General features: G+C 53.0%; 23 protein-coding genes and 1 other annotated feature. Of the genes, 12 read left to right on the top strand and 11 right to left on the bottom strand.

The window, feature by feature from the left end; translation table 11 throughout:
- The first annotated feature begins 159 nt into the window (after positions 1-159).
- The 6 genes from I2E77_RS05950 to I2E77_RS05925 all read left to right on the top strand — a co-directional run bounded on the left by I2E77_RS05950 (position 160) and on the right by I2E77_RS05925 (position 6,095).
- Complete coding sequence (locus I2E77_RS05950; protein WP_087233349.1) at positions 160-438, top strand: YlmC/YmxH family sporulation protein; 279 nt, start codon at positions 160-162, stop codon at positions 436-438.
- 170 nt (positions 439-608) lie between these two features.
- Entirely contained in the window at positions 609-1,349 is a 741-nt protein-coding gene (gene rpsB, locus I2E77_RS05945) for a 30S ribosomal protein S2 (RefSeq protein ID WP_087233346.1), read from the top strand.
- A 98-nt stretch (positions 1,350-1,447) separates the two neighbouring features.
- Positions 1,448-2,365, top strand: a complete 918-nt coding sequence (gene tsf, locus I2E77_RS05940) for a translation elongation factor Ts (protein WP_087233343.1) — start codon at positions 1,448-1,450, stop codon at positions 2,363-2,365.
- Between the two features lie 274 nt (positions 2,366-2,639).
- On the top strand, positions 2,640-4,037 hold the full coding sequence (locus tag I2E77_RS05935; RefSeq protein ID WP_195450810.1) for a CCA tRNA nucleotidyltransferase: 1,398 nt from the start codon (positions 2,640-2,642) through the stop codon (positions 4,035-4,037).
- Between the two features lie 5 nt (positions 4,038-4,042).
- Complete coding sequence (locus I2E77_RS05930) at positions 4,043-4,552, top strand: DNA-deoxyinosine glycosylase (RefSeq protein ID WP_195450809.1); 510 nt, start codon at positions 4,043-4,045, stop codon at positions 4,550-4,552.
- Positions 4,553-4,784: 232 nt separating this feature from the next.
- A complete protein-coding gene (locus I2E77_RS05925) occupies positions 4,785-6,095 on the top strand; it encodes an alpha-amylase family glycosyl hydrolase (protein ID WP_191448225.1) in 1,311 nt (436 codons plus the stop codon).
- A gap of 72 nt (positions 6,096-6,167) precedes the next feature.
- Here the strand turns inward: I2E77_RS05925 and sigE are convergent, their stop codons facing one another.
- The 10 genes from sigE to malQ form a co-directional block, all read right to left on the bottom strand.
- Complete coding sequence (gene sigE, locus I2E77_RS05920; RefSeq protein WP_442856116.1) at positions 6,168-6,872, bottom strand: RNA polymerase sporulation sigma factor SigE; 705 nt, start codon at positions 6,870-6,872, stop codon at positions 6,168-6,170.
- 107 nt (positions 6,873-6,979) lie between these two features.
- Positions 6,980-7,807, bottom strand: coding sequence for a sigma-E processing peptidase SpoIIGA (locus tag I2E77_RS05915; RefSeq protein ID WP_195450808.1), 828 nt, complete (start codon positions 7,805-7,807; stop codon positions 6,980-6,982).
- A gap of 170 nt (positions 7,808-7,977) precedes the next feature.
- Positions 7,978-8,241, bottom strand: coding sequence for a spore coat protein (locus tag I2E77_RS05910; protein ID WP_191362799.1), 264 nt, complete (start codon positions 8,239-8,241; stop codon positions 7,978-7,980).
- A gap of 13 nt (positions 8,242-8,254) precedes the next feature.
- Positions 8,255-8,437 (bottom strand): spore coat protein, encoded by a 183-nt coding sequence (locus I2E77_RS05905; RefSeq protein ID WP_191395473.1) that lies wholly within the window; start codon positions 8,435-8,437, stop codon positions 8,255-8,257.
- A gap of 207 nt (positions 8,438-8,644) precedes the next feature.
- Positions 8,645-9,055, bottom strand: coding sequence for a type II toxin-antitoxin system PemK/MazF family toxin (locus I2E77_RS05900; RefSeq protein WP_207738202.1), 411 nt, complete (start codon positions 9,053-9,055; stop codon positions 8,645-8,647).
- A gap of 212 nt (positions 9,056-9,267) precedes the next feature.
- The gene (locus I2E77_RS05895) at positions 9,268-9,795 is read right to left on the bottom strand and encodes a hypothetical protein (protein ID WP_191362797.1); all 528 of its coding nucleotides are present in this window, start codon (positions 9,793-9,795) and stop codon (positions 9,268-9,270) included.
- A gap of 15 nt (positions 9,796-9,810) precedes the next feature.
- Positions 9,811-11,346 carry an NAD(P)H-hydrate dehydratase gene (locus tag I2E77_RS05890; RefSeq protein WP_195450807.1) on the bottom strand — a complete coding sequence of 512 codons (1,536 nt, stop codon included), beginning with the start codon at positions 11,344-11,346 and terminating at the stop codon, positions 9,811-9,813.
- Positions 11,347-11,403: 57 nt separating this feature from the next.
- Positions 11,404-11,787: a holo-ACP synthase gene (gene acpS, locus I2E77_RS05885; protein WP_087233276.1), complete on the bottom strand. Its 384-nt coding sequence runs from the start codon at positions 11,785-11,787 to the stop codon at positions 11,404-11,406.
- A gap of 162 nt (positions 11,788-11,949) precedes the next feature.
- Positions 11,950-14,289: a glycogen/starch/alpha-glucan phosphorylase gene (locus I2E77_RS05880; RefSeq protein ID WP_195450806.1), complete on the bottom strand. Its 2,340-nt coding sequence runs from the start codon at positions 14,287-14,289 to the stop codon at positions 11,950-11,952.
- 17 nt (positions 14,290-14,306) lie between these two features.
- Entirely contained in the window at positions 14,307-15,803 is a 1,497-nt protein-coding gene (malQ, locus tag I2E77_RS05875; RefSeq protein WP_195450805.1) for a 4-alpha-glucanotransferase, read from the bottom strand.
- A gap of 464 nt (positions 15,804-16,267) precedes the next feature.
- Between malQ and I2E77_RS05870 the strand changes: the two genes are divergently transcribed.
- The 5 genes from I2E77_RS05870 to I2E77_RS05850 all read left to right on the top strand — a co-directional run bounded on the left by I2E77_RS05870 (position 16,268) and on the right by I2E77_RS05850 (position 21,924).
- Positions 16,268-17,299, top strand: a complete 1,032-nt coding sequence (locus tag I2E77_RS05870) for a LacI family DNA-binding transcriptional regulator (RefSeq protein ID WP_195450804.1) — start codon at positions 16,268-16,270, stop codon at positions 17,297-17,299.
- A 21-nt stretch (positions 17,300-17,320) separates the two neighbouring features.
- Positions 17,321-17,555 (top strand) — a binding site (T-box leader).
- A gap of 73 nt (positions 17,556-17,628) precedes the next feature.
- Complete coding sequence (gene pheS, locus I2E77_RS05865) at positions 17,629-18,651, top strand: phenylalanine--tRNA ligase subunit alpha (protein ID WP_087233264.1); 1,023 nt, start codon at positions 17,629-17,631, stop codon at positions 18,649-18,651.
- A gap of 36 nt (positions 18,652-18,687) precedes the next feature.
- Positions 18,688-21,072 carry a phenylalanine--tRNA ligase subunit beta gene (pheT, locus tag I2E77_RS05860; RefSeq protein ID WP_195450803.1) on the top strand — a complete coding sequence of 795 codons (2,385 nt, stop codon included), beginning with the start codon at positions 18,688-18,690 and terminating at the stop codon, positions 21,070-21,072.
- A 257-nt stretch (positions 21,073-21,329) separates the two neighbouring features.
- Positions 21,330-21,578, top strand: coding sequence for an IreB family regulatory phosphoprotein (locus I2E77_RS05855; RefSeq protein WP_054322992.1), 249 nt, complete (start codon positions 21,330-21,332; stop codon positions 21,576-21,578).
- A gap of 49 nt (positions 21,579-21,627) precedes the next feature.
- Positions 21,628-21,924, top strand: a complete 297-nt coding sequence (locus I2E77_RS05850) for a hypothetical protein (protein ID WP_191362792.1) — start codon at positions 21,628-21,630, stop codon at positions 21,922-21,924.
- An 86-nt stretch (positions 21,925-22,010) separates the two neighbouring features.
- Here I2E77_RS05850 and I2E77_RS05845 read toward each other — a convergent pair whose 3' ends face one another.
- A complete protein-coding gene (locus tag I2E77_RS05845) occupies positions 22,011-23,393 on the bottom strand; it encodes an MATE family efflux transporter (RefSeq protein ID WP_191405600.1) in 1,383 nt (460 codons plus the stop codon).
- Positions 23,394-23,481: 88 nt separating this feature from the next.
- Between I2E77_RS05845 and I2E77_RS05840 the strand changes: the two genes are divergently transcribed.
- Positions 23,482-24,312, top strand: a complete 831-nt coding sequence (locus tag I2E77_RS05840) for a MerR family transcriptional regulator (protein WP_087233256.1) — start codon at positions 23,482-23,484, stop codon at positions 24,310-24,312.
- Positions 24,313-24,336 lie beyond the last annotated feature (24 nt).

Genomic DNA, 24,336 nt, shown 5'->3' with positions numbered 1-24,336 from the left:
TATTGTATCATTGCGCATAAAAAGAATCAATGTATTTCCAGGGAATTTTATACAAATCCATAAAAAGCAACCTTCCCAGAAGTTTGCATACACCTCTCGCATGTTCGGCATTCTCTCCGCATAGATATACTACGATCAGTAGAGCAGGAGGAGTGTTCCATGAATTGCAGAATCGCGGACATGCGGCACAAAGAGGTTATCAACACCAAAGACGGCACACGTATTGGGTATGTGTGCGATGTGGAGATCGACACCGTTACCGCGCGGGTCCTCTCTTTGGTCATCTATGGCCGGCTGCGCTTTTTTGGCCTGCTCGGCCGTGAGGATGATATTATTATCAAATGGCAGGATATTGAAGTAATTGGTGACGAAACGATTCTGGTATGTTATAATGATTTTTACCGCGTAAAAAAGAAGCCGCATCTCTTCGGAAGCTGAGCGAATCTGTGATCTTCCGAAAAAATATTGCAATCCCTGTTGGATTGTGGTATAATAATGCGCGCAAAACACACGCCAGCGCTGGACGAACCGGTGCTTCGAAAGGGATTCCTTGAAGTTCTGCGTCCAAAACAGAGCGCGGCGGCGGAAAAACCAAGGAGGATTTTATTATGGCAGTCGTATCTATGAAACAGCTTTTGGAGGCCGGTGTACATTTCGGCCACCAGACCAGAAGATGGAACCCGAAAATGGCTCCCTACATCTTCACCGAGCGCAACGGCATCTACATCATCGACCTGCAGAAGACCGTTAAGAAGCTTGAAGAAGCGTACAATTTCGTCCGTGATCTTTCGATGGAAGGCAAGTCCGTCCTGTTCGTCGGCACCAAGAAGCAGGCGCAGGAATCGGTCCGTGATGAAGCCGAACGCGCTGGCGCTTACTTTGTAAATGCAAGATGGCTGGGCGGTATGCTCACCAACTTCCGCACTATTCGCCGCAGAATTGACCGTTTGAACCAGCTCAAGGCGATGGAAGCGGACGGCACGTTTGATCTGCTCCCGAAGAAGGAAGTCACGAAGCTCCAGCTCGAAATTCAAAAGCTGGAAAAATTCATGGGCGGCATTAAAGATATGAAGCAGCTCCCCGGCGCATTGTTCATTGTGGACCCGCGCAAGGAGAGAATTGCGGTTGCAGAGGCAAAGAAGCTCGGCATTCCGATTGTTGCAATTGTTGATACCAACTGCGATCCGGACGAAATCGACTATGTCATTCCGGGCAACGACGACGCAATCCGTGCGGTTAAGCTGATCTCCGCAACAATGGCCAACGCGATCATCGAAGGCAGAGAAGGCCAGATGGGTTCTGCTGAAGCGCAGGAAAAGGAAAATGAGACGGACGAGGTCGCAGGCTAATTGGATGGGGGGTTCCCTATCTATTTGAAAAGAATTTTGATCAAATAGCGCCGGGGAGACCACTTTCCGGCGCACTTAAAAAACGGAGGGATCAATCAATGGCTGCTTTTACAGCAAAAGACGTTGCAGCACTTCGTGAGAAGACCGGCTGCGGAATGATGGACTGCAAGAAGGCACTGACTGAAGCAAACGGCGATATGGACGCCGCTATCGATTTCCTGAGAGAAAAGGGCCTTGCCGCTGCTACAAAGAAGGCTGGCCGTATTGCCGCAGAGGGCGTTGCGTTTGCATGCACCAATGAGGCGAAGAATGTTGGCGTTGCCATCGAAGTAAACGCGGAAACCGACTTTGTTGCGAAGAATGCGGATTTCCAGAACTTTGTAAAGACCTGTGCGGATACGGTTATCTCCGAGAATCCGGCAGATGTGGAAGCACTTCTGGCTTGCAAGGCGGCAGGCACCGACATGACCGTCGATGCATTGCTGAAGGAAAAGATCCTGACCATCGGCGAGAATATCAAGATCCGCCGTTTCCAGCGCTATGAGGGTACGGTTGTTTCCTATATCCATGGCGGCGGCAGAATCGGTGTTTTGGTGAAGTTTGAGACTTCTCCGGAAGTTGCTGCAAAAGAGGGCTTCGAGGAGTATGCAAAGAACATCGCTATGCAGGTTGCTGCAATCAACCCGTCCTATTTGGACGAGGCTTCCGTCCCGGCTGACGTTGTGGAGCATGAAAAGAAAATTCTCACCGAGCAGGTGATTGAGTCCGGCAAGCCGGCCAATATCGCTGAGAAGATCGTTGTTGGCAGACTCGGCAAATTCTTCAAGGAAGTTTGCTTGGTCGACCAGGCATATGTGAAGGACGGCGATCTGTCCGTTCAGCAGTATACTGCAAACACGGCAAAAGAGCTTGGCGGCGACATCAAGATCGTTGCATTTGTCCGCTTTGAGAAGGGCGAAGGCCTTGAGAAGCGCGAGGACAATTTTGCAGACGAAGTTGCCAACATGATTAAATAAGCTTTTCCCAACAGCAGATAAACAGCGCGGAAGCTTCTCCGCGCTGTTTTTTGTTTCTCTTGTGTTTCCATTTGCTGATTTTCGTTCATTGCAGCTTGGCCGATTTCCCTCTTCATCTATTGCGCTAGGAATGTAACGGCAGGAGGCATCACATAACCGCGTCCAAAGGGATCTTTCTCCCTAAGAGACCGACAAAATTTTGTCCTTGTGCCGCGAAGGGCTATCCCTTTGGTAAATTTTCAGTTATAATAAAATACGAAAAGAGGTGAACCATATGCCATCGTCCAGGCGCTGCGCATCCCGAAAAAAGAACGATTCCCCTCCCATCCATCCACCGAAGCAGGTGCTGCGCCTGATGGAATTGCTGCAAAGGCAAGGATATGAGGCCTATGCCGTTGGCGGATGTATACGGGATAGCCTTCTGGGGCTTTCCCCAAACGACTGGGATCTCACTTGCTCTGCCCTTCCGGAGGAAACCATACGAGCTCTGCCCGGCTACCAGGTCCTTGCCACCGGCCTACAGCACGGGACCGTCACCGTAGTCGCGGACGGTATGCCCGTAGAGATCACCACCTACCGTGTGGACGGCACCTACTCCGATGGACGGCATCCGGACTCCGTCACCTTCTCCCGCAATTTGGTGGACGATTTGGCACGCCGTGACTTTACAGTAAACGCAATCGCCTACCATCCCAACAAAGGGCTCGTGGACCCCTACAACGGATTACACGACTTGCACAGCCGCACTCTGCGCTGTGTCGGAATCCCGGAACAGCGTTTTCAGGAGGACGCCCTGCGGATTCTCCGCGGGCTTCGTTTTGCTTCTACCTTGGGATTCACCATCGAAAAGAAGACGGCCTATGCAATGTTCCAGCAAAAAAACTTGCTGCATCAGATCTCCGAAGAACGGATTCAAGTTGAATTTGGCAAGCTGCTGTGCGGCAAGGACGCAGAGCGCATTTTGCGGAAGTACCAAAGTGTCATTGCCGTCTTTCTTCCGGAAATTACCCCCATGGTCGGATTGGAACAACACAGCCCGTATCACATATATGATGTATGGGAACATACGCTTCATGCAATCTCCGCTATTGCGCCAAGGCTGGAGCTGCGCCTCGCCATCCTGTTTCATGATATCGGAAAGCCGCGATGTTTTTCCATGGATGCCAAAGGCATCGGCCATTTTTATGGGCACCAGAACCTCGGGGCAGAAATCGCAAAAAACGTATTGACGCGTCTGCGATTCAGCAAAGAAACCATCCGCACCGTAGCAACCCTGGTCAAGTACCACGATGTATCGATCACCGACGAGGAGGTCCGCGTCAAACGCTGGCTAAACCGGCTTGGTGAACCGCTGTTTCGTATGCTGCTCGCGGTCAACCGCGCGGATACAGCTGCACACTCCCCCGCCGCAGCCCTCCGCATGGATATGATCGACCGGGAAGCTGCCGTTCTCGATCACATTCTCGCAGAGCAATCCTGTTTTCAATTGAAGGACCTTGCAATCCACGGAAAGGACTTGCTCCAAATAGGCGTTCCAGAGGGACCGGAGGTGGGCCGCTTGTTGCAGGAATTACTGGATTCGGTCTTGGAAAACCGCTGCGAAAACCGGTTGGAATCCCTTCTTCCTTTGGCAAAACAGCTGGCATTCTCTCGGAAGGGAACGGAGGGATAAACGCCGTGGCCGAATACGTTACACATACATTGGAGCCCTTGTATGACGGGGAGTCGCGTGTGCTAATCCTTGGCACCATGCCCTCCCCAAAAAGCCGCGCCATTGGCTTCTACTATTCCCACCCGCAAAATCGCTTTTGGCGCGTGCTCGCCGATGTATTTCAGCAAGCTCTCCCCGTCTCTAAGGAAGAGAAAGTAGCATTCTGCTTGCGCAACCACATTGCTCTGTGGGATGTTCTGCGGAGCTGTGCCATAGAAGGAGCGGACGACGGAAGCATCCGGGAGCCGGTTGCGAACGACTTATCCTCACTCCTACAGGAGACCCATATCCACACCATCTGTACAACGGGGACAAAGGCCGCCGCTCTCTATAAACGTCTGTGCCTGCCTTCTACCAGGCTTCCCTCTGTCTCGCTTCCATCCACCAGCCCGGCGAATTGCCGCCACTATACATACGCGCGGCTTGTTGAGGCATACTCCATTTTGCCGGGTCTATGTTCCGAAACAAAGGATTGAATAAACCCCCTTCCAGGTTTGAAACGGAAGGGGGTTCATTCGTTTTGCTACAAAAATTTTCGAAATTTTGCGTGACATTTGTTTCATTTTATTGTATAATAATGACAGTTCAATTCAAAATATTTTCTACTTTATTGTGCAATATGAGCTTTGTTTGCCGCTGAAAACGGGCTCTCTTCTTCCTTTTCTTATTTATTTTATTCTTACTCAGCGGAGATTGGAGTTTTTTCAGATGTGGGCTTACGAAAGTGTTTTCTATCAAATCTATCCCCTTGGTTTCTGCGGGGCGCCAAAACAAAACGACGGGATCCTCACACCGCGCATTCAAAAAGTGCAGGACTGGATTCCTCATATTTTGGACTGCGGTGCAAATGCCATATATTTCTCTCCGATTTTTGAATCCGATGCGCACGGCTATGATACGCGTGATTACCGCAAAATCGACTGCCGCCTCGGTACCAACGAGGATTTTGCGTCCGTGTGCAAGGCGCTCCACCAAAACGGAATCAAGGTGGTCATCGACGGTGTATTCAACCATGTGGGGCGTGGTTTCTGGGCTTTCCAAGATGTATTAAAGAATCGGGAAAACTCCCCCTATAAGGATTGGTTCCATATCAACTTTGGTGGGAACGACGGTTATAACGATGGCCTCTGGTATGAGGGCTGGGAAGGCCACTATGAGCTAGTGAAATTGAATCTGCGCAATGAAGCGGTGATTGAGCATCTCTTCTCCTGTATTCGCAGCTGGGTCGAAGAATTCGACATCGACGGCCTGCGGTTGGACGTGGCCTACTGCGTGGACCGCGACTTTCTCCGCCGCCTGCGCAGCTTCTGCGACACCTTAAAGCCAGATTTCTTCCTGGTCGGCGAAATTCTCGGCGGGGATTACAACCAGATTATGAACGACCAGATGTTGCATAGCGCAACAAACTATGAATGCTATAAAGGGCTCTATTCGAGCTTAAATTCCATGAACCTGTTCGAGATCGGCCATTCCCTTCTGCGCCAATTCGGCCCGGAGAACTGGACGCTCTACAAGGGAAAGCATTTGCTCAACTTTGTGGATAACCACGACGTCGTCCGCATCGCAAGCAACCTGAACAACGAAAAGCATCTTCCCCTCATTTACGCGCTGCTCTTCGGCATGCCCGGTATCCCCTGCATCTACTACGGCAGCGAATGGGGCGCTGAAGGAAAAAAAGAGCATGGCAGCGACGACTCCCTCCGCCCCTGCTTTGAAGCGCCGCAGTGCAATGCACTAACCGAATGGATCGCCACATGCGCAAAAGCGCATAAGGAAAGCAAAGCGCTTTGCTATGGCGATTTCAAATCTCTGATGCTGACCAATAAGCAGTTCATCTTTGAGCGTTCCTTTGAGGGACAGCGTGTGCTGGTGGCGGTCAATGCGGACGGAGAGGCCTATGATGCACACTTCAATGCCAACGCAGGCCGGGCCCGCGATCTGCTGACCGGCCAAACACACGACTTCGGCGGCGGCAGCAAGCTTCCTCCCTACAGCGCTGCATACTGGGAAATCTATTGATGGTATGAAATAAAAACCACTCGCACCCATTTTTCATGTGGTGCGAGTGGTTTTTTATGTACCTATTTTTTGTCAGCTGACCCGTTCCAGGTCTTTGCGCAGCCGTTCGATGATGCGTTTTTCCAACCGCGAGATGTAGGACTGTGAGATTCCCAAGCTATCGGCTACCTCTTTCTGGGTGTGCTCCTTGGTGTGGTTTAGCCCGAACCGGAGCTGCATGATCTTTTTTTCGCGCGGCGCCAGATGATCCACCGCATTCAGCAGCAGATCGCGCTCCACCTCCTGCTCCAGCCCATGGTTCACGGTATCCTGTTCGCTGCCCAAAATATCGGAGAGAAGCAATTCATTGCCATCCCAGTCCACATTCAGCGGATCGTCGATCGAAATCTCATTTTTCTGCTGGGAACTCTTGCGCAGATACATCAAAATCTCATTTTCAATGCAACGGGATGCATACGTCGCCAGCTTGATCTTGCGCTCCGGGCAAAAGGTATTCACCGCTTTGATGAGGCCGATGGTCCCGATGGAAATCAGATCCTCCACATTTGCCGTGCTGGATTCGAACTTCTTTGCAATATATACCACCAGGCGCAGGTTGTGGGTAATCAGCGGTTCACGGGCATTTTTCTTCCCTGCAAGGATGTTTTCCATCACGGCCGCTTCCTGCTCCGCCGTGAGGGGCGGCGGTAAAGTCTCCGGCCCGTTGATATAGTGGATTTCCCCCCGCACGCGGAATCGGAGCAACCAGAACGACCCTTTTTCGCGCAACCATTGGATCAGGCTGCCTGCTTTTTTTAGAAACACATACTCCCCTTTTGCCGCTGCCGTTCGGCATAGAACACTGCATCCTTTTGTCCACGGCCAAATTTAGACAAAAGGAGGATTCAGGACAATAGGTCCGGATGAAGCAACGCCTGGAACTCCCCATTGGAAAGCGGCTCTTGGCTCACCGCGATATAGACGTCTCTCGTCTCTATAACCCGTTTGCCTGCGGAGATCACCAGCTTTTCCGGCCGGAATGCGGAAAGGACGCCCCCACCCCCGACCGCTCCATAGGGCACCAGGCGGAAAGCTGTCTGTTCCTGCTGCTGAGGAACCACCGCCTGGACCGCCTCTTCCTGCACCACGACCACCGGAAAGCCGGAAAACGGTTCGGTCAGGGTATTTCCCGTGTCCACTTTTGCGGTGCAGCGGCTTTCCTGCCCGCCTCGTTGGATCGTGATCGGGCAAAACAGCGCCTCTGGGCGCTGCCTTCCAGTGATCCGCTGGACTAGCCGGATGGCGAAATAGCAGGCCACGGTTGCACAGAGCAAAAACAGTGGAGAAACATCAAAGTAAACAACGGAATTTTTGATCAGAAGGCCTTGCGGCGCCACAAAATACCAGAGGCAGAGCATAAAACCAGCGAATGCAAAGCTCGTCAGATAAAATCCCGCCAATGCCCGCAGGAACATTTTCCAGCTCTGTATGGGGAAAGCCAGCCAAACGATGGTCGCGGACATCAGCAGTTTGACGAGGAGGGATAGAATCGGATGCAACTCCGGCAGAAAGATGCTCAAAGCGTAAAAGGCACCCAAGGCAGCCCCTGCAACCATCCGTCCGCGCTTTGCCGGGATATGTAAGAAGCGTGCAACCGCAAGCAGCAAAAAATAATTGATGAATAGGTTTACTCCAATCAATACATCCAGATAAACGGTTTGCGTGTGTCCCATCCCCCCTTTTTTCTTTCCAAGGCGGTCATTTCCAGCGCTCTTTCATTATAGCGGTTTGTTTTTGCTATTTCTGTCAAAAACAGAGGGAGCTTTTCCATTTCCTTTGGCGGAAACGTGGGCAGGGCCGGCTCGAAGTTCTCCCTTCGAACCGGCCCTGCCGCTGCAATCTTTTAGGACTGCGGATTTGCATTTCGAAATTTTTGCTTTGCCTGCTGAATTTTCTGCTGCTGTGCCTGCGGCGTCGGATACCAACCGCGCTTCTTCATCTCATCAAACACATCCGCCTGAATCTGGTGTTCTTCGTTCAGGATGTTCATGAATTCATCGCGGATATCCGGCGTTGCACATTCGTTGGCGTACGTGTTGTACGTTTCTGTAATAAACTTCTGCGATGTCAAAACATCGTCGAACACTTCTTTTTCCTGCATGGCCATCGTCGATCCCTCCCTAGTTCAAAAAGCTCAAGAGCTTTTCATAATGGGTCTGGTGCTTTCCTGCAATTGCATTGCACTTTTGCTTGAGTTCCGGGTCTGTGCACTGCTGTGCATAGGCTTTGCACTTCGCAATCAGCAGCTTCTCGCAACTCAGCTGATCTTCAATGGCAGAAAGTTCTTTTTCTGTCAATGCCATTTGGAACACATCCCTTCTCTTATGGCGTTGCCGAGTATTTGGCAGCGCGATCTCTGCGGCTCTTTTCCGAACCTTGCTTCTTTTGGCGCCACTCGCAATAGCGGTAGCGTGTCCTTTATTTTCCCATATTTGTACCGGTATTATACGCGATCGAATGGATTCAAATTTTTCTAATCGGGCTACCTTGCGCCGTCCATGCGCAAGATTCTATGTAGCCCGTCGAACTGTTTCGGTGCCGCCCAGCCCAAAACTGATGCTGAGTGCCTGATCGACCTGTTCCATGGAACGGCGGTCGATGCGTCCCATGCGCTCCTTCAAACGATGCTTATCAATGGTGCGCACTTGCTCCAATAGGACCACCGAATCCTTCGCCAGCCCGGTGTCCTCCGAATGCAGCATAATATGCGTGGGGAGGTTTGCTTTTGCCCGCTGGCTGGTGATGGCCGCCGCGATGACGGTCGGACTAAACCGGTTTCCAACATCGTTTTGAACAATTAGGACCGGGCGCACCCCACCCTGTTCCGAACCGACAACAGGGCTCAAATCGGCATAATAAATATCGCCTCTTCTAATGTTCACGCTTTTCACTCTCCAAATATAAGGATCATTACCACTCATGAGCTTATTCGTATTTTTGACCGTGGGTTCCACGTTTATTCGCATTCAAAAAATCTCTGCCAAAAAACTTGTCAAGCTCGTTATCATAATATTAGGAGAGGAAGGCCATGGACACAAAAACAAATTTGGGATTTACGCAGAAAATAGCTGCCGGCCGAAAGCAAAAACCGCTGCCCGGATTTCTCCGAACAGCGGGTCATATGTTTCTATGTTCATTTTACAAGCAACGTCCGTTCTGCTGGCGGGTCGTAAAGGAACTGCGCTGTAAACTCCTTCTGTGGGATGGAGAGCGACTCGATCTGCCCCGTCTCCGCGTTTGCCGTCAGAGAAAAGTCACACCCATCAAAGCTCCCGCTGAATACGCCGTCCTGCCCTGCGGTCAGCACATCCGGGCGGCAAGCATAATCCAAGGTCTGCTGCAAAATCAAAGCGAAATTGTTCTGCGGAAGCGTACAAGCATCGCTCTGCGCTTCCAACCCAGCATAGGCGACGCTAAATCCCTCGCCGCTCCAATAGTAATCCATGCCGGATAGATCGTCCGGTTTCACAATGGACACGCGCAGGATTCCCGGCCCGGTGCGGTCCACCTCACAGGAAACCTGCGTTTCCCCCGAAGTGATCTCCGCCTTACACGAAAAATGGAACACCAAGTCCGCGGGTTCCAGCGGCTGGGCCGCAGCCGTACAAGCGGACAGCAAACAAGCGAGCAATGGGAGTAGGAACAGCGCTGCCCTGCGCATGGGCATCCCTCCGGTCTATCGTTCGATTTCTAAAAACAGCTCCGGAAGCTTTTCAATCATGTCCGACGGGAGCATCGCGCACTTGGAAAGCCGCTGCGCACAGCGGTCTCCGGCCATGCCATGCAGGTATACGCAGCCAGCAGCTGCTGTCAGCGGCTGCACCCCCTGGGCGACAAACGAAGCGATCATGCCAGCCAGCACATCGCCGCTGCCCGCCTTTGCCATGCCGGGGTTTCCTGTGATATTGAGGAACGCCTTTCCCTCCGGAGAAACCGCAATGGTCCCGGCGCCTTTGAGCACCATGGTTACATTGTGTTCCGCCGCAAAGCTCCGCGCATATTCCAAGCGGTGCGCTTGCACATCCGCGACATTGGTCTTGAGAAGGCGCGCCATCTCGCCGGGATGCGGCGTCATGATGACCGGCCCCTTTGCTGTTTTCAAGATATCTATATGCTCCGCGATGATATTTATGCCATCCGCATCGATCACCAAGGGGCATTTCGCCGTCGCCAGCAGCTTGGTCACCAACGCCACCGAAGCAGCGGATTTCCCCAGCCCACAGCCAATTAAGCAGGCCGTCGAACGCGAGAGGAAGGACAGCAAGTTGCGCTCACTCTCCCCAGAGAGCGAACCGTTCGGCAAGTGGTTCAGGAGCGTGTAGACCGGCTCGACCACCTGGGACGCCACAATGGGATAAATCGCCGACGGCAATGCGACGTTTACCAACCCAGCTCCACAGCGGATGGCTGCCTTCGCGCTCAAAACCGCTGCGCCGGCCATGCCCACGCTGCCGCATACACAAAGCAGGCGGCCATAACTGCCCTTGTTGCTCTCCGGCTTGCGCGGCTTCACCATGGCGCGCGCCACATTCTGCTCCGTCACCTCTAAGGTGGTCGGCTGGCGGTTGACCATCGCAGCCGTGATGCCCACCGGGACCACGGCCACTTGCCCGCAGTATGTCTTTCCGGGCTGTAAGAGGTGCGCGTTCTTCAAGGTGGTAAACGAAACCGTGTAATTTGCACGGATGCATTTTCCCTCAATCCCGCCAGTGTCGCAGATCACGCCGCTGGGAATATCCAGGGAGATCACGGTCGCCGTGCAGCTCTTTACCACGATAAACAGCGGATGCAAATATTCCGGAACCGAACCGTGGAAGCCAATCCCATAGATCGCATCCACAATATAGTCCGCAGAAGAAAGCATCGGCGCAATGATCTCCGGGGTTTCCAGATAATCGACCGTTTTGACCGTCGTGCCGGAGAGCTTTTCAAACATCTCCCGCGCGATCTCGGTGCCGGGCTGTCCCTCGGTGAGGACTACAATCACCTTTGCCCCCAGTTCCGCAAGATGGCGCGCAGCGACAAAGCCATCCCCGCCGTTGTTCCCCTTTCCGCAAAGCACCACAATGTGCTTCTGGTCAACCGGGAAACGCTTCTTGATAAAGCGCGCGGCGGCCGCGCCTGCGTTTTCCATCAGCTGCAAATAGCCGATCCCCGACCGGACGGCGTTCTTTTCCAGATTGCGGGTCTGTTCCGCATTCAATACCTTCATCTATGTACCTCTCCTTTTTATCCGGACTGCTCCGGGCACAATAGAAGCATTTTTGCTCTATGAACAGCAGGAATCCTCTTGGCGCTGGCCAATCACGACGGCCGCCGCATACTCCTTGGTGTGCGTCACGCTCACCGAAAACGTAAGGCCGCGTTCTTGTGCAATGCGCCGTGCTGCCCCGCTTAAATGCAGGCTCGGTTCCCCCAAGCTTCCGCGCAGCAACTCCACTTCCGCAAGGGAAAAGCCGCGCACTCCCGTTCCCAGCGCCTTTGCAAACGCCTCTTTTGCGCAGAAAGAGGCCGCCGCACTTTGCGCGGAAAATCCGCGCTCCTGCAAAAAGGCCCATTCGCTGGGTCCAAATACCCTTTTACAAAAACGCGGATTTTGCATCGATTTTTTGATTCGCTTGATCTCAATCAGATCGATTCCCACCATGAGCATGCGCGGTACCCTGCCTATCTTCGTACAGCCGGTGCAACACAGGGGTTGCACCGGTAATACAGTCTAGTTGTATTATTGTACCATATTCCAGCGCTTTTTACAATTCCTGGTTTTTGATCTCGTCCGATTTTGCCGGAAAAACATCCTTGCTGTCCAAAGACGTCACTCGCCCACCTGCCAAATCTCTTTGGCATATTCCAGGATGGTACGGTCGCTGGAGAATTTCCCCGCATTTGCGGTGTTGATCAAACATTTGCGGGTAAAACCCATGCGGTCGTCCCGATAGTCGGCATTGGCCTGGAGTTTTGCGTCGCAATACGGCAGGAAATCGAGCAGGAGATAGTAATTGTCCGGCTTATGCCAGCTTGCGCCCTTGAGCAGGGAATCGTAAAGCTCCTGGAACATGCCGGTCCCGCCGTCGCTGAAGGTTCCGTCCACGAGGGTGTCCACTACCCTGCGGATCCGCGGATAGGCCTCATAGACCATTTTCGGATCATAGACCGCTTCTATCTGCCCGAGCTCCTCCACCCTGGCGCCAAAGATATAGTTGTTCTCCTTGCCTGCCTGTTCAACGATCTCCACATTCGCGCCGTCATACGTCCCCAGCGTCACGGCGCCATTGAGCATAAATTTCATATTGCCCGTACCGGAAGCCTCGGTCCCGGCAGTGGAAATCTGTTCGGAGACATCCGCCGCAGGGACCAATTTCTCCGCATAGGAAACATTGTAATTGGCCACAAACAGCACCTGCAAGCGGTCTTTGGTCTCCTCATCCTGGTTGACCAGCTTGGCGATCTCATTGATGTATTTGATCACGCCCTTGGCGCGGAAATACCCCGGCGCTGCCTTTGCTCCAAAGAGGAAGACCGTCGGATAAAAATCTTTGATCCGTCCATCCTTCAGGCCAAAATAGATGTCCAAGATGGAAAACGCATTCAAAAGCTGGCGCTTATATTCGTGCAGGCGCTTTGCCTGAATATCGAAGAGGAAATTGGGGTCCAGGCGGACGCCGTCGTGCTTCTCCACATACGCCGCCAGCTCCTGTTTTTTCATCTGTTTGATCTCTGCAAATTGCCGCAAGAACTCCGCATCCTCCTGGAACGCTTCCAGTCCCTTCAGCTTTGTGAGATCCGTAATCCAGCCGCTGCCGATTTTGCCGGTGATAAACCCGGAAAGCTCCTGGTTGCACAGGGCCAGCCAACGGCGCTGGGTAATGCCGTTGGTCTTATTGTTGAAGCGCTCCGGATACAAGCGGTACCATTCGTTGAGCGCCGTGTTCTTGAGGATCTCCGTGTGGATTTTCGCCACACCGTTGGTGGAATGCGTGGCAAAGATCGCCATCCGCGCCATGTGGATCATCCCTCCGTCGATGATCCGATAGGGCGCCTGGGCTTCCCCTTGAATCCCCTTGCCGTCGAGCTCCTTTTGCAGGGCTTTATCGATCATCACCACATAGCGGTACACCTGCGGGATCACCGACTTAAACAGGCGCACATCCCACTTCTCCAGGGCCTCCGCCATGATGGTGTGGTTGGTATAGGCAAAGGTCTGCCGCGCAATCTTCAAAGCGCGGGCAAACGGGACGCCCTCCTCCGCCAAGAGCCGCACCAGCTCTGCGATAGAGACCACCGGATGGGTGTCGTTCAACTGGATGGCATATTCCTCCGGGAACGCTGCGAAATCATTCCCATGCTTCTGTTTGTATTGGCGCAGGATATCCTGGAGGGATGCGCTGGAGAAGAAATATTGCTGTTTCAAACGCAGGCGCTTCCCTTTGTCCGTGTCGTCGTTTGGATACAGCACGCTGGAAATCGCTTCTGCCTCGTCGCGATCCCGCACCGCGCGGTCGTATTTCTGCTCGTTAAACAGCTGGAAATCGAATCCATTGACGGGTTCCGCCTGCCAGAGGCGCAGCGTATTGATCCGCTTTCCGCCGTACCCAATGACCGGCATATCGTACGGCACCGCATATACCTGCTGGTTCTTAAACTCGACCAGCACCTTTTCGCTCTCTCGCCGGATGGACCACGGGTCGCCAAACCGCTGCCAATCGTCCGCCGTCTCCCGCTGGAATCCGTTCTTAAAATATTGCTTAAACAGGCCGTATTTGTAGCGAATCCCGTAGCCATTCAGCGGGATGTTGTGTGTGGCAGCTGAATCCAGGAAACAGGCGGCCAAGCGTCCCAAACCACCGTTGCCCAACGCCGGGTCCTCGATGTCCTCAAAGATTGAAAGCTCAATCCCATTCTCATTGAACAGCTCCGCGAGCTGGTCCAGCAAGCCCAAATTGAGCAGGTTGTTGTAAATGAGGCGGCCAATCAGAAATTCTGCGGAAAAATAGCACGCCTGTTTGCCTTCATAAGGCTTCCTCCAATCGGCGGCGACCGCCTTCATCATAGCTTTGGAAACCGCGTCGTACAGCTCCACTGTGCTGGCCTCTTGGATGGTCTTTCCATAGTCCAGCTCCAACGCCTCACAGATATCATACTTAAAGGTATTCATCCCTCAAATCCTCCTGGTTATCTTCCATAAATCTCCGTCAGCCCGCGCAGCCAGTCCGCCAGCTCGACGGTCAACTGGCCGTCCACCAACCGCCAGCGCCAATTGCCCCCCAGCGTGGAGGGGAAATTCATCCGCGCGCTGTTCGGCAGGAACAAAAGATCCTGTATCTGATAGAGAACCGTATTGGCCACGCTCGCATAGCCCGCCACGACCATCGCCTTGGGGATATCCTTGCGGCGATGTACCTGCAAATAGCGCATGGCATAGCGGGAATCCTTCGATGGGTTCTCCACATAATGTCCCACCAGCGTCTCATTGTCATGCGTGCCGCCGTAAATGGCCAAGTTCTGCGAATAATTGTGCGGAAGGTGTTCGTTTTGCGCATCCGAATCGAATCCAAACTGCATCACCTTCATGCCGGGGTATCCCGCCTGTTTCAGCACTTTGCGCACCTCGGGGACCAATGCCCCCAGGTCTTCCGCAATGATCTTCGACTTGCCGACTGCGGAGTCCATCGCCTTCACAAGCTTCATGCCGGGCCCCTGCCGCCACTCGCCCACCGCAGCGGTTGTCGCTCCATAGGGGATGGCATAATACCGCACGGTGCCGATGAAGTGATCGATTCGGATCACGTCGTACAAGCGGGCGGAATGCGCCATGCGCGCTTTCCACCAGGCAAAATCCGTGCGTTCCATCTCTTCCCAGTCGTAGAGTGGATTGCCCCACAGCTGGCCCGTCTCGGAAAACGCATCCGGCGGAACGCCGGCCACGCAGGTGGGCCTGTGCTGCTCATCCAACTGGAACAGCTCCCCGTGGACCCACACGTCCGCGCTGTCCAACGCGACGTAGATCGGGATATCCCCGATGATCTGCACGCCGTTCTGTTTAGCATATGCCCGGACGCGGTCCCACTGTTCAAAAAATTTATACTGGCAGAATTTCCAGAAATCCCGCTCCTCTTCCAGCAATCCAGACCAGATCTCCACCTCTTCTGCATCGCGCAGACGGATCTTCTCCGGCCAACGGAGCCATTCATGGCCCTCAAAGGAATCCTTCAACGCCATATATAGGGCATAATCCTCCAGCCATAGGGCTTGCGCTTCACAAAACGCCCGATACTCCTGCGTATCCCTGTGGCGGCTTCTCTGAAAAGCCGACCGCAGCACCTGGAACCGGGATTGATAAAGCTTCGCATAATCCACATCGTCCGGGGCGTCCCCCCAGTCAAAGGCGTCGATCTCCGCCTGTTCCAGCAGACCTTCCTCCCGCAGGGTGTCTAAGTCGATAAAATAGGGATTGCCCGCAAACGCAGAAAACGACTGATAGGGGCTGTCGCCAAAACTGGTCGGCCCCACTGGGAGCACCTGCCAGTATTTCTGCCCGGCCTCCTTTAAGAAGTCGATAAACGCAAAGGCCGCCTTTCCCAATGCGCCGATCCCATAAGGGGACGGCAAACTGCTGACCGGCAGCAAAATCCCCGCTCCGCGGGGCAATTCTTTCCTTTTATTTGGCATAAAATCACCTAAATCACGAAAATATTCGAAATCTCACCGCATGATATGATACCAAATCCTCTTGGTAATGTCAACTAACATAGAGGCATTTCGTTAGAATTTGTTGTGAATTATGGCTGTTTTTGTTTGATTCTCTCTTTCGGACTTGCTGCGGAATGTTTGTGATTTGAAAAGCCTTCCGTTACGGTTCTGGAACAACCGGAAACAGAACCAACTCCTCTTGGAAACATCGGAAGCGATTTTACAATGTTCCCCTCACCCGTCAAATAGTGCTCCGGAAAAAGCACTTGCAACCCGGCGTTTGGCAGGATATACTAAAAACTAAGCGTTTTTTGTGTCCGATTCCATCACACAATCTGCCTTGCTGCAGAATCTTTTATAATTGCGCCGCTCTCCTATTCGGAATTCCTGCTGCATAGGCCGGCGCAACCGATATTTGGCTTCATTCTTCAGGAGGTACCGTCGTGGCAACCATTAAAGACATTGCAAAGAAACTTGGTATTGCGACCAGCACCGTCTCCAAAGGGCTAAACGGCGCCAAGGATATCAGCGAAGAAACCCGCCAGCTTGTTCTGGATACTGCCGTTGAGATGGGATATGCCGTCAAACGTGTCCAGCGCAAAGGGACGCACAAGGTCTGCATTTTAATCGAAAATATGGAGTACAACAGCATCGACCAATTTGGCTACGAAATCATCGTTGGATTCAAGTTGGCCGCCGCGCGCCGTCACTTTGACGTCACAGTGCTCCCCACCAATCTCAATATGCAGGCGGAGGAAAAATATGACTCCTTCATGCTCAAGAATGGCTTTTGCGGGGCTTTTTTGCTCGGATTTTCCTTGCATGACGATTACATAGCGCAAGTCCATAAGACAAGCGTTCCAACCGTCCTCTTCGACAATGTCATCCAAAACCGGCATGTGGGAAGCGTGGGCACAGACGGCTTCGAGGGGATTGAACTGGCCGTGCGCCTGCTGGCGGACGGCGGCCACAAGCGCATCGCGCTCTTAAACGGCGCAAAGAACAGCATGGTCACGAAGGAACGGCACGACGCTTTCCTGGAATCGATGGAACGCCATAAACTCACAGTAGACCCCGCCCTTGTCCAAAACGGCTGGTTTGTCGCGGACTGCGCCAAACAACACGTTGCACACTTTCTCGAACACGGTGCGACCGCGATCGTCTGTGCCAGCGACTTGATCGCCTCCGGCGTGATCGCAGAGCTAAAGCGGCTGGGAAAGCGCGTCCCGAAGGACGTCAGCGTCATCGGGTTTGACGATCTCCCCATCGCCCAGCATCTGTGCCCCGCCCTCACCACCGTCCGGCAGGACCGCGTCTCACTCGGCAAAAGCGCTTTTATGCTCCTGGAAGAGCTGATCGGCGGCGTCAGCATTGGGAAATTGCTCTTGCGGCCCGAATTGATTATCCGGGAATCCACCGGGCCGTGCCCAGAGAAAGAAGCGCCGAAAATTCCGCAAAAAAGCTTGTATTTTTAAAAAAAAGATGCTATATTAAAAAATAACGCGAGGAAAAAGGAAAGTAGCTTTTCTTCCAGCAGACAGAGAGGGCGCGCCACCGGCTGTAAGCGGGCCTGTGCATGGGAAAAGGGAAGTTCCCTTTGGAGCGGCGCGGCTGAAGGTGTTCTGGTAGGCTGCGACGGGTGGCGCCGTTATCGGCCGGAAAGCTGCACATCGCGCAAAACGATGTGAATCAGGGTGGTACCGCGGAGCGTTTTACGCCTTCGTCCCTTATGTTTGAGAAGGGGCGAAGGCGTTTTTTGTTTATCGTCCCAATACTTTATCGTTTTGAAAGGAATGATTACGCAATGAAGCAGAAGCTGGAGGAAATCCGCGCGAATGCGGCGCGGGAGCTGGCGGAAGCAAGCGACTCCCAAGCGCTGGAAAGCCTGCGCGTCAAGTATCTTGGGAAAAAAGGTGAGGTAACCTCCATCCTCAAGCAGATGGGCAAGCTCTCTCCCGAAGAGCGCCCGGTCATCGGCGAGCTGGCCAACAAGGTTCGTGCGTTTATCGAAGACGACCTGACGAAGCGCGCCGCGGAGCTGAAGGCGCAGGCGACCCAGAAACGTTTGGAAGAGGAGCGCCTCGACGTAACCCTGCCGGGCAAACACCGCGAGCTGGGCGTGAAGCATCCGCTCTCTATTGTTTTGGACGAGATCAAGGAAATCTTTGTCGGCATGGGCTTTGACATTGTAGAAGGCCCGGAAGTCGAATATGATTATTATAATTTTGAGGCATTGAATATCCCGAAGGACCATCCGGCGCGCGATACGCAGGATACCTTCTATATCAACGAAAACATCCTCCTGCGCACACAGACCTCCCCGGTGCAGGTGCGCGTCATGGAAAAGCAGAAACCGCCGATCCGCATCATCTCCCCCGGCCGTGTCTACCGCTCCGATGCAGTGGACGCGACCCACTCCCCGCTCTTCCATCAGATCGAGGGCCTTGTGGTGGACAAAGGGATCACCTTTGCCGATCTGAAGGGCACGCTGGAAACCTTCGTGAAGCGTCTGTACGGCGAAGATTCCGTCGTCCGCTTCCGCCCGCACCACTTCCCCTTTACGGAACCGAGCGCCGAAGTCGACGTGCAGTGCTTCAACTGCCACGGCGAAGGCTGCCGTCTGTGCAAGGGCGAGGGCTGGATCGAGATCCTCGGCTGCGGTATGGTGCATCCGAAGGTGCTCTCCAACTGCGGCATCGATCCGGAAGTCTACAGCGGCTTCGCGCTCGGCATGGGCCTGGAGCGCGTGGTCATGCGGCGCTACAACATCGACGACCTGCGCCTGTTCTATGAGAACGACGTGCGGTTCCTCAAACAGTTCGGTTGATGACTTGAGATGATATAGAAAGCGTGGTAAAGAACGATGAATCTTTCAATGAGATGGCTGAAAGAATTTGTAACGCTCGATGAAATGCCGATGCGGGCATTCACCGAAGCGATCACCATGAGCGGCTCTAAAGTAGAGGGCTGGGAAAAAGAAGGCAGCGAGATTGAAAACGTCGTGGTTGGGCAGGTGCTCAAGCTGGAAAGGCATCCGGATTCCGACCACCTCTGGATCTGCCAGATCGACGTCGGCGCAGGTGAACCGCTGCAAATTGTCACCGGCGCACAGAATTTGCAGGAGAACGACTTTGTCCCGGTGGCGCTGCACAATTCCATGCTGCCGGGCGGTAAGAAGATCAAAAAAGGCAAGCTGCGCGGCGTGGAGAGCAACGGAATGCTCTGTTCCCTGGGCGAACTGGGGCTGACGCAGCACGACTTCCCCAACGCCATCGAGGACGGGATCTTTATGCTGGGCGATGACTGCGACCATACGCTCGGCAAGCCGATCTGCGAGGCCATTGGCTTTGACGACACCAAGGTGGAATTCGAAATCACCTCCAATCGCCCGGACTGCTTCTCCGTGATTGGTCTGGCGCGCGAAGCTGCCGCCACCTTTGATAAAGAGCTGCACCTGCACACCCCCGTTGTCAAGGGCGGCCATGGCGATTGCACGCCGCTTTTGGACGTCAAAATTGAAGAGCCGGACCTGTGCTATATCTATTCGGCGAAAGTGGTCAAAAATGTGCGCGTGAAGCCCTCGCCGCGCTGGATGCGCGAGCGTCTGCGCGCCATGGGTGTCCGTCCCATCAACAACATCGTGGACATCACCAACTATGTGATGCTCGAATATGGCCAGCCGATGCACGCCTTTGACCTGCGCTATGTAGACGATGCGACCATCCGCGTACGCCGCGCTAAAGCAGGCGAAACGATCACCACCTTGGATGGCGTGGACCGCAAGCTCACAGAGAAGCAGCTTGTCATCGCAGACGCGCATAAGCCGATTGCCATTGCGGGCGTCATGGGCGGCGAATACAGCGGCATCATGGACGACACCACTACGATTGTGTTTGAATCCGCCTGCTTCAACGGCTCTTCCGTGCGCACGACGGCGCGCGACCAGGGCATGCGTACAGACGCATCCGCCCGTTACGAGAAGGGGCTGGACCCCAACAACTGCCTGCCTGCATTGGAGCGCGCCTGCGAATTGGTGGAGATGCTCGATGCCGGCGACGTCATGGACGGCGTGATCGTCGATGACCATTCCTCCAAAGAGCGCCACAGAATCCATCTGGATGTGGATTGGATCAACCGTTTCCTGGACACGAACCTTTCCGCCGACGAGATGAAGGCGACATTGACAAAGCTCGATTGCCAGTTTGATGGCGACGACATTTTGGTACCCACCTTCCGGCCCGACTTGGAACACAAGGCGGATATTGCGGAAGAGATTGTGCGCTTCTATGGCTATAATAAGGTCCCCGGCACCTCGCTGAACGGCGGTGCGCAGGGTAAATATACGCCGCGTCAGAAGTTCCTCTCCAAAATCAGCGACACCATGTTTGCTTTGGGTGCCAGCGAGATCATGACGTATTCGTTCATCAGCCCCAAATACTACGATAAGATCCGGATGCCTGCGGACAGCCCGCTGCGCAAATCCATTGTGATTTCCAACCCGCTCGGCGAAGACACCAGCATCATGCGCACCGTTGCGCTCCCGTCCATGTTGGAGGTCCTCTCCCGCAACTACAACAACCGCAACGAGGCCGCGTGCCTCTTCGAGCTGGCCAGCGAATACATCCCCACAACGGAGGACAAATTGCCGGTTGAAAAGGCGACCCTGGTGGTTGGCATGTACGGCAACAACGCAGATTTCTTCACCGTCAAGGGCATGGCGGAACAGCTTTTGGAAAAGCTCTCCGTTACGAATTATGACATCGCCGCTTCTTCCGAGGAATACAGTTACCATCCCGGCCGCTGCGCGGTGCTCACCATCGGCGGACAGCGCCTGGGCGTGATCGGTGAAATCCACCCCGAAGTGGCGGAAAACTATGGGATTGATGAGCGCGTATATTGCTTCACCCTGGATGTGGACATGCTGTTTGCCAATGCCAAGACGGACAAAACCTACACGCCCCTGCCGAAGTTCCCGGCAGTCACACGCGACTTGGCCCTCCTGTGCGACGACGCCATCCCGGTATTGGATCTGGAAAAGGCCATCGTGCGCGGTGCAGGAAACCTGCTGGAGAAGATCAAGCTGTTCGATGTCTACAAGGGCGCGCAGATTGAAGCTGGCAAAAAGAGCGTGGCGTTTAACATCGTCCTGCGTTCGAGCGACAGCACCCTGACCGACGAGCAGACCAACCGTGTGATGAAAAAAGTCATGGAAGAGTTGGAAAAGGTCGGCGCGGTTTTGCGTTCCTAATGTTGCAAATACGTTGGAAGAGGGCCATGCAAATTTTGCATGGCTCTTTGCTTTTTATTTCCTCTTCTGAAAACGCATATGGATGTTTCCCCTCACACCGGTCCGTCCTGGATTCGGCAATTGTTCATAAATTTCTTCTTGAAATTATGGTCTATATGCGGTATTATATATTATAAATATCATTGTGTTTTCGGTGCACGTTGTATAAAATCCCCATTTTATGCAAGGATGAAGTATGAACCATTGGAGGTGTTTCCATGTTTGACGATAAGACGATGACCTTTTCTCTAGGCCAGAATCGGGAGGACGACATCAAACAGATCCTCACCATCGTGTACGACGCCCTTAAAGAGAAGGGATATAATCCGATCAGCCAGCTTGTCGGCTATATCTTATCGGAGGATCCCACGTATATTACAACCCATAACAACGCACGCAGCTTGATCCGCCGGATCGACCGCGACGAATTGCTTCAGGTGTTGCTGAAATCCTATCTGGGCGAATAAATCACCGTACGAATGATATTAATACGAATCGAAGAGGATGGTTGCAGCTATGAGTGAAAAGAAGGATCAGCCGAAATTTCCAACCTATAAGGGAAAACCGCTTGTGCGGTGCGGCGATGTGATTTATTACGGCAGCATGAAGGATAAATACGTAGTCAAGCTTGAGATCAAGAGCAAGAAAAAAGTCAAAGATATGGATGTAGCCGACCGCGTGACCGTACAGCTGATGTATACCGACCCCAATATCCGCACGCGCAAGCAAATTGTAAAAACCAGCGAAAAAGAAGGGCTCTACCTCGCAATGGACATTGCGGATGCATGGCTTACCAGGGCGCTGGCGGAATAATGACGGCGATAAAAGCCGGATGGAGAACAGAATGTCTGTTGTTCCATCCGGCTTTTTGTCTTTGTTTCGTTGCCCTATATGGGCTGTTAAGCCTCCTGTAACGATTGCAGATCCTCTTTTTCCTTCTTCAAGCGTTCCGCCCCTGCCCCGTAACCATACCGATTGCGGTATTTCCAGGTAAAAAACAAGGAGAAAATGATCGCGCCAAGCTCCGCGGCGGGAATTGTCAGCCACACACCGTCCAACCCCAGGAAAGAGGGCAGGAGTACAATGCCCAACACAACGAACACAAGTGTGCGCAGCAGGGATAAAAGTCCGGAGATCAGTCCGTTGGAAAACGCCGTGAACATGCCGGAGGCAAAGATGTTGATCCCAACCGGCAAAAAGCTTCCCACGAAAAGATAGAAGCCATGCAGCGCCAAATCGTATACCTCCGTGCCCTCCGGTGAAAAGATGCCCATCAGGAATGGCGCAAAGAGAATGGACAGCGCCAGTGTAATGATGGAACAAGCGATGAGAAAGGTGTAACAATAGCGGATGATCCGGCGCTCCTGCTCCCAGTTTTGCGCCCCATAGTGGAAGCTGATGACCGGCGCCACGCCCGAGGTAAATCCCAAGAATATGGAAACCATCAGGAACTGCGCATAGAGGACGATCGTGATCGCAGCCACGCCGTTTTCGCCGAGGTAGTGCAGCATTGCCATGTTAAACAGAAAGGTGGTAATTCCCATCGAAAGGTTTGTCACCATCTCCGAGGCGCCGTTTACGCAGCAATGCGCCAACATCTTCCCCTCAAAGGTTGGCTTTTGGAAATGTAAGATATTTGTGCCAAATACAAAATAAAGGATTCCCACAATGGCAGGAAGGAGCTGGCCCAAGCCGGTCGCGATGGCCGCGCCTGCCACACCCATACCCATCGGCACAATAAAGACATAGTCCAAAACGATGTTGATGACTCCCCCTAGCACACTGTTCGCCAGGCCGATCTGCGGCTTTCCAGCAGTCACCATGAAGTAGTCAAACAGGCACTTGACGATATTGGCCGGTGCAAATAACAGGCAGATATAGGAATAGATGTAGCAATCCTCATATAAAAGTTCCGTAGCACCCAGTGCGCGCACGATTGGCCCTGTAAACAAAAAGCCCACCAAGGCAAAGAGAATTCCAACCACGATGGACGAAATGACAATCAAAGTAAAATGTCCCCTCGCGCGGTCCTCTTGATTCTCCCCCATCTCCTTTGCCACAATCGCACTGCCGCCGGTTGCAAACATGACACCAATTCCAGAAACAATATTCACCAATGGCATCGCAATATTGACCGCAGACAGTGCATTTGAACCCACAAAGCGCGATACAAAGATACCGTCCACAACTGTATAAAAGGATAAAACCAGCATCATCACAATCGTAGGCACTGCAAACCGCAGCAAGGAGAAAAAGCGAAATTCCCTTGCCAACGCATTCATCGAAAAAATTCTCCTCTCTTTTTAGATTGCAACCCGATAAAATCCATGATAAAGTATATAGTAACTATATAGTCAAGAGGATTTTTCAATGCTTGAGAAAAATATGAAATGGACCTTTACAACGGGAGAATTTGCAAAACTTTGTGGGGTCAGCAAACAAACGCTTTTGTACTACGACCGGGTGGGGATTTTTCAGCCGGAGCGTGTCCTGGAAAACGGCTACCGTGTCTATACCTACCTACAGTTTGAAACATTCAATGTGATTGCCACTCTGCGCGAGATGGGAACTCCTATCCAGGAAATCAAATCCTATCTCGACCGCCGCAGCCCGGAGGAGTTTATCCGCCTCTTTGCACAGCAAAAGCGAGAGCTGGAAGAAACGCTTCAAAACATGGAACGGATCCACCGCATGATGGAATCCAAAATTGCCACCACACAAGACGCTTTACAAGTGGATGAAACCAAAATTCTCTTGGAAAAGCAGCCGGAAAGACGGTTGGCCCTGAGCCGACCGATGCAAAACTGGGAGGAACAGGAATACCTTCCTATCCTGACGGAATATCTCAGCATATGCAATCGAAACAATCGGATGCAGAGTTATTCCATAGGCACGGTGGTTCGTTGGAAAGCCCTTCTGGATGGCAACGTTACAGATTGTACCTACTATTTCTGTTCACAGGCCTCAGAGGACACGCCACCTTCGTTCCTCCATTGCCGGCCGGCTGGGACGTACGTGGTTGCATACCACAAGGGGGATTATGATTCTATGACGGAAGCTTACGAGCGCTTGGCTGCGTATATCCGGCATCACCAGTTATCGATAGTCCCGTACTCCTATGAGGACGACCTCTTGGACGAAATAACAAACCAGGATTCTCAAGAGTATCTCACCAAAATTTCCATTCCGATTCTTGAATAAGCAAAAGCGGTATGTGCCCACTGG

The organism is Anaeromassilibacillus sp. 1001302B_160321_C8 (assembly GCF_015554745.1).
Lineage (GTDB): Bacteria > Bacillota > Clostridia > Oscillospirales > Acutalibacteraceae > Anaeromassilibacillus > Anaeromassilibacillus stercoravium.
The sequence above is the reverse complement of the archived record's forward strand: the minus strand, read 5'-3'. Positions and strand labels throughout refer to the sequence as shown.

Bases quoted from the DNA above. Each gene is read 5' to 3' on its own strand.
- I2E77_RS05950 (WP_087233349.1), top strand. From the start codon at position 160: ATGAATTGCAGAATCGCGGACATGCGGCACAAAGAGGTTATCAACACC.
- rpsB (WP_087233346.1), top strand. From the start codon at position 609: ATGGCAGTCGTATCTATGAAACAGCTTTTGGAGGCCGGTGTACATTTC.
- tsf (WP_087233343.1), top strand. From the start codon at position 1,448: ATGGCTGCTTTTACAGCAAAAGACGTTGCAGCACTTCGTGAGAAGACC.
- I2E77_RS05935 (WP_195450810.1), top strand. From the start codon at position 2,640: ATGCCATCGTCCAGGCGCTGCGCATCCCGAAAAAAGAACGATTCCCCT.
- I2E77_RS05925 (WP_191448225.1), top strand. From the start codon at position 4,785: ATGTGGGCTTACGAAAGTGTTTTCTATCAAATCTATCCCCTTGGTTTC.
- I2E77_RS05915 (WP_195450808.1), bottom strand. From the start codon at position 7,807: ATGGGACACACGCAAACCGTTTATCTGGATGTATTGATTGGAGTAAAC.
- I2E77_RS05910 (WP_191362799.1), bottom strand. From the start codon at position 8,241: ATGGCCATGCAGGAAAAAGAAGTGTTCGACGATGTTTTGACATCGCAG.
- I2E77_RS05905 (WP_191395473.1), bottom strand. From the start codon at position 8,437: ATGGCATTGACAGAAAAAGAACTTTCTGCCATTGAAGATCAGCTGAGT.
- I2E77_RS05900 (WP_207738202.1), bottom strand. From the start codon at position 9,055: ATGAGTGGTAATGATCCTTATATTTGGAGAGTGAAAAGCGTGAACATT.
- I2E77_RS05895 (WP_191362797.1), bottom strand. From the start codon at position 9,795: ATGCGCAGGGCAGCGCTGTTCCTACTCCCATTGCTCGCTTGTTTGCTG.
- I2E77_RS05890 (WP_195450807.1), bottom strand. From the start codon at position 11,346: ATGAAGGTATTGAATGCGGAACAGACCCGCAATCTGGAAAAGAACGCC.
- acpS (WP_087233276.1), bottom strand. From the start codon at position 11,787: ATGCTCATGGTGGGAATCGATCTGATTGAGATCAAGCGAATCAAAAAA.
- I2E77_RS05880 (WP_195450806.1), bottom strand. From the start codon at position 14,289: ATGAATACCTTTAAGTATGATATCTGTGAGGCGTTGGAGCTGGACTAT.
- malQ (WP_195450805.1), bottom strand. From the start codon at position 15,803: ATGCCAAATAAAAGGAAAGAATTGCCCCGCGGAGCGGGGATTTTGCTG.
- pheS (WP_087233264.1), top strand. From the start codon at position 17,629: ATGAAGCAGAAGCTGGAGGAAATCCGCGCGAATGCGGCGCGGGAGCTG.
- pheT (WP_195450803.1), top strand. From the start codon at position 18,688: ATGAATCTTTCAATGAGATGGCTGAAAGAATTTGTAACGCTCGATGAA.
- I2E77_RS05855 (WP_054322992.1), top strand. From the start codon at position 21,330: ATGTTTGACGATAAGACGATGACCTTTTCTCTAGGCCAGAATCGGGAG.
- I2E77_RS05850 (WP_191362792.1), top strand. From the start codon at position 21,628: ATGAGTGAAAAGAAGGATCAGCCGAAATTTCCAACCTATAAGGGAAAA.
- I2E77_RS05845 (WP_191405600.1), bottom strand. From the start codon at position 23,393: ATGAATGCGTTGGCAAGGGAATTTCGCTTTTTCTCCTTGCTGCGGTTT.
- I2E77_RS05840 (WP_087233256.1), top strand. From the start codon at position 23,482: ATGCTTGAGAAAAATATGAAATGGACCTTTACAACGGGAGAATTTGCA.